This window comes from Serratia sp. A07 (assembly GCF_058725505.1).
In genome coordinates this window covers 1-738 of sequence record NZ_JBZXDO010000219.1, presented here as the reverse complement: position 1 = coordinate 738, position 738 = coordinate 1, and the positions used below count along the sequence as shown (strand labels likewise).

Annotated in this window: 1 protein-coding gene and 1 pseudogene; both read left to right on the top strand. The window is 59.3% G+C overall.

The features are described from left to right. Positions 1 to 63 precede the first annotated feature (63 nt). A complete protein-coding gene (locus AC4PR2_RS29365) occupies positions 64 to 501 on the top strand; it encodes a hypothetical protein (RefSeq protein WP_492176108.1) in 438 nt (145 codons plus the stop codon). Continuing rightward, a pseudogene (locus tag AC4PR2_RS29360) lies at positions 494 to 738 on the top strand (hypothetical protein); the annotation flags it as partial. The gene AC4PR2_RS29365 and the pseudogene AC4PR2_RS29360, both read left to right, overlap by 8 nt.

The window sequence follows — 738 nt, the reverse complement described above, 5'->3', positions numbered from 1 at the left end:
GCCCCTGCCCCGACTCGGTTGTCGAGGCGGTCAAAGCCCATTTCCAGCGCGAGGTAGTCTGAAATGAATATTCTCGGGATCACAACCAGCCCAAAATCTCGCCGGCTGTTTGCGAGCGACTGGACGCATCATCGTGGCGCTCTGGCGCTGCGGGTTATTGAGCAGGTGTTGTTGGCGATGCTGTTTGGCTTTCTTGCGGTCATGGGGGCGATGGGGATTTCCATGATCGCCCAGCCGGTACTGGACGGTGCGGATACGCTATTCACCGATCATCTTGCACCAGATGTTCTGGCGAACAGCCTTGTCGAGTCAACGCTAATGGCGCTGTTCGCCGGCACTTATATTCTCCTTATGAAATTCTCACGCGACTACTACCACGCCGCAGAACTTGGCTATGCGAGCATTTTTGACTTCGATGACGATTTCAGCCCTCGGGTGCGGCTGCGTTCGCTGCGGGCACGTCAGCAGGCGGCGGCGCAGGAGGGGCGGAACGATGCGTAAGGCTCTGGTGTTCCTTCCCTTGCTCCTGACCGGCTGCGCAGGCATGAACTCCGAGTTCGAGTTCGACAAGCCTGCGCGGGATACCGGCGTCTGGATGTCTCAGGCCGATGAAATGACCTCTGCCTCTGCGGGTAAGCTCGGCAACGTCGGTGGCAAGGGCCTCAACCTCGCCGGCTATCGGCTGGTTGATACCGGCAACATCCGTCTCGACGTGCAAACGGCACTTGCCGGCAGCGT